Source organism: Pseudomonas sp. ES1 (assembly GCF_050586605.1).
In the GTDB taxonomy this organism is placed as follows: Bacteria; Pseudomonadota; Gammaproteobacteria; order Pseudomonadales; family Pseudomonadaceae; genus Aquipseudomonas; species Aquipseudomonas sichuanensis.
In genome coordinates this window covers 1-7,603 of sequence record NZ_JBOBDM010000109.1, presented here as the reverse complement: position 1 = coordinate 7,603, position 7,603 = coordinate 1, and the positions used below count along the sequence as shown (strand labels likewise).

The following is a 7,603-nucleotide window of genomic DNA, read 5'->3' as shown; positions in this document are numbered from 1 at the left end:
GGGCGCTAGCCCTTGGCCGGCGCCACCACCATCTCCACCTGCTCGCCCTTCTTGATCACCGCATACACCACCGCCGTCACCAGGCTCCCTGCCAGGATCGCCAGCAGGTACAGCAACGCGTGGTTGATGGCATTGGGGATCAGCAGCACGAACAGCCCGCCGTGCGGGGCCATCAGCTTGCAGCCGAAGTACATCGACAGCGCGCCGGTCAAGGCCCCGCCGGCGATGCTCGCCGGGATCACCCGCAGCGGGTCCTTGGCGGCGAACGGGATGGCGCCTTCAGAGATGAAGCACAGGCCCAGCGCCAGCGCCGCCTTGCCGGCCTCGCGCTCGCTCTGGGCGAACTTGCGACGGGCGAGGAAGGTGGCGATGCCCAGGCCGATCGGCGGCACCATGCCGGCCGCCATGGTCGCCGCCATCGGCGCGTAGCTGGACGAGGCCAGCAAACCCACCGAAAACGCATAGGCGGCCTTGTTGATCGGGCCACCCAGGTCGACGCACATCATGCCGCCGAGCAGCAGCCCGAGCAGGATGGCGTTGGTGGTGCCCATGCTGTCGAGGAAGTGCGTGAGGCCTGCGAGCATGGCCGCCACCGGCTGGCCGACCACGTAGATCATCACCAGCCCGGTGAACAGGCTGGCCAGCAGCGGGATGATCAGAATCGGCTTGAGCGCTTCGAGGCTGCTGGGCAGGTTCACCCAGCGGGCGATGGCCTTGGCGCTGTAACCGGCAAGAAAGCCGGCGACGATGCCGCCGATGAAGCCTGCGCCGAGGGTGCCGGCCAGCAGGCCGCCGATCATCCCCGGCGCCAGGCCCGGGCGGTCGGCGATGGACCAGGCGATGTAGCCGGCCAGCAGCGGCACCATCAGTTTGAACGCCGCGTCGCCGCCGATCTGCATCAATGCCGCTGGCAACGTGCCGGGTTCCTTGTAGGCCTCGATGCCGAACACGAACGACAGGGCGATCAGCAAGCCGCCGGCCACCACCATCGGCAGCATGAACGACACGCCGGTCAGCAGGTGTTTGTAGACGCCGGTCTTCTCGGTTTTTTGCGCGGTGCTGGCGGCATCAGCGGCGCTTTCCATCTTGCCTTCGGCCAGGGCCTTGTCCAGGGTGGCGCGGGCCTGCTTGAGGGCGATGCCGGTACCGCAGCGGTAGATGCGCTTGCCGGCGAAGCGCGCGGTGGGCACTTCGATGTCGGCGGCCAGCAGCACCACGTCGGCGGCGGCGATGGCCTCGGCCGGCAATGGGTTGCGGGCGCCTACCGAGCCTTGGGTTTCCACGGTCAGCGTGTAGCCCAGGGCCTGAGCGGCCTGCTGCAACGCCTCGGCGGCCATGAAGGTATGGGCAACGCCTGTCGGGCAAGCCGTTACCGCAACAAACTTCGGCGTACTGGCTGCCGCGCTGGGGGCGGATTGCTGCTCGTGCACCCGGGCCTTGGCGGCGGCTTCGTCAAGAAAGCCTTCGCGGTCGGCCAGGGCCTGGGCCGGCGTGCTCTGGTACAGGCGCTTGCCGGCGAAACGGGCCAGATCGACCGGCCCGGTGCTGACCACCAGCACCCAGTCGGCCTCGGCGATCTGCGCAGGCGACAGGCGCCGCTCGGGGTGTTCGGCCTCCTGCACTTCGACGCTGGTGCTCCAGCCGCGCCGCTGGGCGGCGGCGGCCAACAGGCGCGCACTGAGCACGCTGGACACCTGGCCGTTGGGGCAGGCGGTGACAATGGCAATGTTCATCAGCAGCCCTCTTGTTGTTCTGTCAGGTGCACGGCGGCTTCCAGGCGCGCCAACTGCTCGCGGTCGTGGATGCCGAAACCGACCTGGGTGACCGCCTGGGCGGCGATCGCAGTGGCGCGGCGCAAGGTAGCTGTGGGCGCTTCGCCCTGCAGCAGGCCATGGACCATGCCTGCCACCAGTGAATCACCGGCGCCCACGGTGCTGGCGATGCGCACCTGCGGTGGCTGGGCATGCAGCGCCAGGCCTGCGGCAAACCAGGTGACGCCGTGCTCGCCCTGGGACACCACCACGTGCTCGACACCACTGGCCAGCAACTGGTCGGCGGCGGCACGTTGCTGTGCCAGGCCGTCCACTGGCAAGCCGAGCACTTCACCCAGTTCGTCAGTGTTCGGCTTGACCAGCCAGGGCGCGGCCTGCAGGCCGGCGCGCAAGGCTTCTCCGCTGCTGTCCAGGGCCACTTTCAGGCCCTGCACCTTGAGCATCTGCAGCAACTCGCGCAGCCAGCCCGGGCTGATCCCCCGTGGCAGGCTGCCGGCCACCACCACCGCATCATGCCCCGGCGCTACCTGCGCCAGGCGGTGCAGCAGGTCATTCCTGGCGGCCTCATCGACCTGCGGGCCCTGGCCATTGATGTCGGTGACCCGGCCGTCGGCCTCGACCAGCTTGATGTTGCTGCGGGTCTCGCCAGGCACGCGGACGAAGCAGTCGGCAAAGCCGCGCTGGGCGATCAGCGCCTCGAAGGGTTGCAGGTTGTCCTGGCCGAGGAAACCACCGACGGTGACGCTGTGGCCCAGGTCGGCCAGCACCTGGGCGACGTTCAGGCCCTTGCCGGCGGCATGGCTGTGCTGGGCCTGGCTGCGGTTGACGGCACCGGCTTGCAGGCGGTCGAGGCTGACGGTGATGTCCAGCGCCGGGTTGAGGGTAAGGGTGAGGATCTTGGCCATTTCAGTAACGCTCCACCAGCGCCCGGACCGCTTCGGCGCTGTCTTGTTGCAGGGCCTCGCGCGCCAGGGCGCGGGCCGTCGATAGGGTGGCCTGGCGCACCAGTGCCTTGACTTCGGGGATGCTGCGGGCGGCGACGCTCAACTCGTCCACCTCCAGCCCCAGCAACACCGCGACCGCCTGCGGGTCGGCCGCCAGCTCACCGCAAATACCCACCCACTTGCCTTCGGCGTGGGCGGCGCGCACGGTCATGTCGATCAGCTGGAGCACGGCCGGGTGCAGGCCGTCGGCCTGGGCCGAGAGGCTCGGGTGGCCGCGGTCGATGGCCAGGGTGTACTGGGTGAGGTCGTTGGTGCCGATGCTGAAGAAGTCCACTTCGCGCGCCAGCTGTGGGGCCAGCAGCGCGGCGGACGGCACCTCGACCATGATCCCGACCTGCAGGTCGCTCACCGGGATCTCCAGGCGCAAGCGCTCGACCATGGCCTTGGCGGCGCGCCACTCGTGCACCTGCCCGACCATGGGGAACATGATCCGCAGCGGGCGATTTTCGGCCGCGCGCAGCAGGGCCCGCAGTTGCTCTTCCATCACCTGCGGGCGCTGCAGGGTCAGGCGTACGCCGCGCACGCCGAGGAAGGGGTTGTCTTCCGCCGCGATCGGCCAGTAGGGCAAGGGCTTGTCGCCGCCCACGTCGAGGGTGCGCACCACCAGTGGCCGCCCGCCCAGGCCGTCGAGCACGCGGCGGTATTCGGCTTCCTGAGTGGCCACGTCGGGGGCCTGCGGGTGGGCCATGAAGATCAGCTCGGTGCGCAGCAGGCCGACGCCTTCGGCGCCCTGCTCCACCACCTTGTCGATGCCGCTGCTTTCGCCGATGTTGGCGCACACTTCGACGCGGTGGGCGTCGCGGGTCACTGCCGGTTCATGGCGGTTGGCCCAGGCAATCTGCAAGCGCCGCTCGCGGGCGTCGCGTTCGGCCAGGGCGCGTTGCAGTTCATCGGCGGGTGGGGCGATGGCGACACGCCCGCGCTGGCCGTCGAGCAGCAGCGGCGTGCCGCTGTCGAGCAGCAGGATCGCCGCGCCGGCACCGACCACCGCCGGGATGCCCAGGGCGCGGGCAACGATGGCGCTGTGGGCGGTGGCGCCCCCTTGGGCGGTAACGATGCCGGCGACCCGTGCCGGGTCCAGGCGCGCCACGTCCGAGGGGCCCACTTCGGCCATCACCAGCACGTAGGGTTGTGTCGGCTCGGCGGCCTGCTGCACACCACACAGCTGGGCGAGCACCCGCCGGCCGATGTCGCGCAGGTCGGCGGCGCGCTCGGCCAGCAGGGTGTCGTGCAGGGCCTCCTGCTGGCGCGCGGCGGCGTCAATCACGGCCATCCAGGCGGCGGCGGCGCTTTCGCCCTGGGCCAGGCGCAGCTCGACCTCGTCCATCAGGGCCGGGTCGCTGAGCATCTCTTGATGGGTGACGAAGATTTCGCCGATGGCCTTGTCACTGCGCTGCACCAGGGCCTGCAGCTCGGCGTGCACCGCCGCAACGGCGGTGCGCAACTTCAGGCGTTCCTGTGCAGGGGACTCGCCTCGCAGGGGGTAATCGATGTCGCGCTCGACCCGCACAAAGGCCGGGCCGCTGGCAATCCCGGGGGCTGCCGCGACGCCCTGGACAGTGCTGCCGGGCAGCGGTGCCTCAAGCACCTGCGCGCAGGCCTCGGCGACAGGCTGGGTAACGGCCGGCAGTGGTTCCACCTCCTCACCAAGACCTTGCTCGATGGCGGCCAGCAATACCGGCAGCGCGTCATTGGCGATGCTCGGTTCAGCGATCAGCTCCAGCACCTGGCCACGCCGGGCGCCCAGGCTGAGCAGCTTGCTCAGGCTCTTGACCGAAACCGCAGGCTGGGCGCTGTCGAGCACACGCACGCGGATCTCGCCTTCGAAACCTTTGGCCAGTTGCGCCAGTTCCTTGGCCGGGCGGGCATGCAAGCCATGGGGGTTGGCCAGCGCCACCCGGGCGCTGGGCCAGTCGGCAGGCGCTTCACCGCCGAGCACTTCGAGCACGGCGCGGCTGCTGGTGGCCTGGTAGAGCATCTGCCCGCGGCCTTCGATCAGCACTTCGCACAGGCGTTCGAGCAAGGCCTGGTGTGCGGCACCGAGGCTGGCCAGGCAGAACAGGCCATTGAGTGGCTGATCGCGGTAACGCAGGGGTGTTTGCGGGGTGATGAAGGCCAGGCCAGGCTGGCGCACCTGGCGCTCGCTGTGCAGCCACCACAGGCCTTCGCCCAGGGGCAGCGGTTCGGCCTGTTGCAGCACGGCGGCGAAACCGCTGTCGACACAGCCGGCGCGCTGCAACAGGCGAGCACCGCGCCAGGCCAGTTCGTCAAAGTCTTCGGCGGCCAGGTTGAGGCCGACCAGTTGCGCATCCAGTGCCAGTTCCTGGGGGGCGCCTTGCAACAGCTTGAGCAAGGCCTCGGCACTGCCGGCACGGCGCAAGGCCTCGGCCAGGTCGGTCTCGCCGAGGGCGCGGGTGAGCAGTTGCAGCAGGCGCAGGTGTTCGTCGGAACGGGCGGCGATGCCGATGGCCAGGTACACAATCTGCCCGTCGCCCCAGTCCACCCCTTCGGGGAACTGCAGCAGGCGCACGCCGGTGGCGAACACCAGCTCGCGGGTCTGCGGTGTGCCATGGGGGATGGCGATGCCCTGGCCGAGGAAGGTCGAGCCCTGCGCCTCACGGGCGCGCAAGCCGTCGACATAGCCTTCGGCAACCAGCCCGTCGGCCATCAGCCGCGCGGCCAGCAAGGCCAACGCCTCGCCTTTGTCGGCAGCCTTCTGGCCCATGGCAATCTGCTCCACGGCAAGCTCGAGCATGACCTTCTCCTTTCCGGCGCCCAGGTGGGGTACCGAGGTATTGTTGTGGATTTTTCCGGCAAAAGCCGTTCAATTGATCAGCGCAAGTGGCCAGGCTGGATGTGGCAAGCAGGAAAAATCAGCCAAGCTGAAACGATTAATCTGACCAAGCGGCCACGTTACTCGATAATCTGCCGACGAAAAAGCCCCATCCTGTCGGACAATTGCGACAATGGTCGTCTGCGCGCGGGCCTGCGCTTGGGTGAAACTACCCGGTCAGGCAAGCAGTCAGCCCCGGAAATAACAAGGAAAATTCGGTGAAACTCAGCGATATCGCCCGTCTGGCCGGTGTGTCCGTGACCACGGCCAGCTACGTCATCAATGGCAAGGCCGAGCAGCAGCGCATCAGCAACAGTACCGTCGAGCGCGTGCGCGCGGTGGTCGAGGCCCATGGCTTCACCCCCAACCCGCAGGCCGCCGGCCTGCGCAGCCGGCACACCCGCACCCTGGGCTTCATTCTCCCCGACCTCGAGAACCCCAGCTACGCCCGCATCGCCAAGCAGCTGGAACAGGGCGCCCGCGCCCGTGGCTACCAGTTGCTGATCGCCAGCAGCGACGACCAGCCCGGCAGCGAGCACCAGTTGCAGCAACTGTTCCGCGCCCGCCGCTGCGATGCGCTGTTCGTCGCCAGCTGCCTGCCGCCCGAGGACGACAGCTACCGTGAGCTGCAGGACAAGGGCCTGCCGGTGATCGCCATCGACCGGCGCCTGGACCCGGCGCACTTCTGCTCGGTGATCAGCGACGACCGCGACGCCAGCCGCCAGCTCGCCGAGAGCCTGTTGAACACCCGCCCACAAAGCATCGCACTGATCGGCGCCCGCCCCGATCTGTCGGTGAGCCAGGCCCGCGCCGGTGGCTTCGACGAGGCCATGCAGGCCTATGCCGGTGAAGTGCGCCGCTACCAGGGCGATGCGTTCAGCCGCGAATGCGGCCAGCGCCTGATGCAGCAACTGATCGCCGAGCACGGCGGCCTGCCGGACGCCCTGGTGACCACCTCCTATGTGCTGCTGCAAGGGGTGTTCGACATCCTGCAGGCGCGCCCGGCCGATTCGCGCCAGCTGCAACTGGGCACCTTCGGTGACAACCAGTTGCTCGACTTCCTGCCACTGCCGGTCAACGCCATGGCCCAGCAGCACGGCCTGATTGCCGCCACCGCGCTGGAGCTGGCGCTGGCCGCCATCGAAGAGAAGCGCTACGAGCCCGGCGTGCACGCCATCGGTCGCACCTTCAAGCAACGTATTCCGGGCGCCTGACATGCGCCTGATCGACACCCACACCCACCTCGACTTCCCCGACTTCGACGCCGACCGCCCGCAGCTGCTGGCCAACGCGGCGGCGCGCGGGGTGGAACGGATGGTGGTGCTGGGGGTGTACCAGGCCAACTTCCAGCGCGTATGGGAGCTGGCCTGCAGTGACTCGCGCCTGTACGCCGCACTCGGCCTGCACCCGGTCTACCTCGACCAGCATCGCCCCGAGCACCTGGTGCAACTGCGCGACTGGCTGGAGCGCCTGCGTGGCGACCCGCGCCTGTGTGCGGTGGGCGAGTTCGGCCTGGACTACTACCTGCCGGAACTTGACCCGCAGCGCCAGCAGGCGTTGTTCGAAGCCCAGCTGCAACTGGCCTGCGACTTCGAACTGCCGGCGCTGCTGCACGTGCGCCGCAGCCACGCCCAGGTGATCGCCACGCTCAAACGCTACAAACCGCAGCGGGCGGGGATCATCCATGCCTTTGCCGGCAGTTATGAAGAGGCGCGCGAGTACCTCAAGCTGGGCTTCAAGCTGGGCCTGGGCGGCGCGGCGACCTGGCCACAGGCGTTGCGGCTGCGCAAGACCCTGGCGCGTCTGCCGCTGGATTGCGTGGTGCTGGAGACCGACTCGCCGGATATGGCGCCGGTGATGTACCCGGGGATGCGCAACAGCCCGGAGCACCTGCCGGAGATCGCCGCGGCGCTGGCCGAGGTGATGGGGGTTGAGGTCGGGCTGCTGGCCGAGGCCAGTAGCCGTAATGCCGGCGAGCTGTTTGGCTGGTAGTT

The 7,603-nt window shown here is 68.9% G+C and carries 5 protein-coding genes; 2 read left to right on the top strand and 3 right to left on the bottom strand.

Going from position 1 to position 7,603, the window contains the following annotated elements:
- Positions 1-5 precede the first annotated feature (5 nt).
- Genes ACQ4N9_RS26105 through ptsP form a run of 3 tightly spaced genes read right to left on the bottom strand, consistent with a single transcriptional unit; the run spans position 6 to position 5,531 of the window.
- Positions 6-1,733, bottom strand: coding sequence for a PTS fructose-like transporter subunit IIB (locus ACQ4N9_RS26105; protein WP_390968577.1), 1,728 nt, complete (start codon positions 1,731-1,733; stop codon positions 6-8).
- A complete protein-coding gene (pfkB, locus tag ACQ4N9_RS26100; protein ID WP_322359988.1) occupies positions 1,733-2,677 on the bottom strand; it encodes a 1-phosphofructokinase in 945 nt (314 codons plus the stop codon). Before pfkB ends, ACQ4N9_RS26105 begins: the two co-directional genes overlap by 1 nt.
- 1 nt (position 2,678) lies before the next feature.
- Positions 2,679-5,531: a phosphoenolpyruvate--protein phosphotransferase gene (gene ptsP / locus ACQ4N9_RS26095; protein WP_390968575.1), complete on the bottom strand. Its 2,853-nt coding sequence runs from the start codon at positions 5,529-5,531 to the stop codon at positions 2,679-2,681.
- 296 nt (positions 5,532-5,827) lie between these two features.
- Here ptsP and cra point away from each other — a divergent pair, with 296 nt between their 5' ends.
- Together cra and ACQ4N9_RS26085 are read left to right on the top strand one after the other, a co-directional pair.
- The gene (gene cra / locus ACQ4N9_RS26090; protein WP_390968573.1) at positions 5,828-6,823 is read left to right on the top strand and encodes a catabolite repressor/activator; all 996 of its coding nucleotides are present in this window, start codon (positions 5,828-5,830) and stop codon (positions 6,821-6,823) included.
- A gap of 1 nt (position 6,824) precedes the next feature.
- Positions 6,825-7,601 carry a TatD family hydrolase gene (locus ACQ4N9_RS26085; protein WP_390968571.1) on the top strand — a complete coding sequence of 259 codons (777 nt, stop codon included), beginning with the start codon at positions 6,825-6,827 and terminating at the stop codon, positions 7,599-7,601.
- The last annotated feature ends 2 nt before the right edge of the window (positions 7,602-7,603 follow it).

Bases quoted from the DNA above. Each gene is read 5' to 3' on its own strand.
- ACQ4N9_RS26085 (WP_390968571.1), top strand. From the start codon at position 6,825: ATGCGCCTGATCGACACCCACACCCACCTCGACTTCCCCGACTTCGAC.
- ptsP (WP_390968575.1), bottom strand. From the start codon at position 5,531: ATGCTCGAGCTTGCCGTGGAGCAGATTGCCATGGGCCAGAAGGCTGCC.
- pfkB (WP_322359988.1), bottom strand. From the start codon at position 2,677: ATGGCCAAGATCCTCACCCTTACCCTCAACCCGGCGCTGGACATCACC.
- ACQ4N9_RS26105 (WP_390968577.1), bottom strand. From the start codon at position 1,733: ATGAACATTGCCATTGTCACCGCCTGCCCCAACGGCCAGGTGTCCAGC.